General features: G+C 54.2%; 1 rRNA gene. It reads right to left on the bottom strand.

Annotation, left to right across the window (positions count from 1 at the left end):
- Positions 1 to 203, bottom strand: a 23S ribosomal RNA gene (locus OGV83_RS00020); the annotation flags it as partial.

The raw sequence follows: 203 nt of genomic DNA, 5'->3' as shown, positions 1-203 counted from the left end.
TGTTACCTGATGCTTAGAGGCTTTTCCTGGAAGCAGGGCATTTGTCACTTCAGCACCGTAGTGCCTCGTCATCACGCCTCAGTGTTAAAGTGCACCGGATTTGCCTGGAGCACACACCTACACGCTTAAACCGGGACAACCGTCGCCCGGCCGACATAGCCTTCTCCGTCCCCCCTTCGCAGTAACACCAAGTACAGGAATAT

This window comes from Citrobacter sp. CK189 (genome assembly GCF_030333505.1).
Classification (GTDB): domain Bacteria; phylum Pseudomonadota; class Gammaproteobacteria; order Enterobacterales; family Enterobacteriaceae; genus Citrobacter_B; species Citrobacter_B koseri.
The sequence above is the reverse complement of the archived record's forward strand: the minus strand, read 5'-3'. Positions and strand labels throughout refer to the sequence as shown.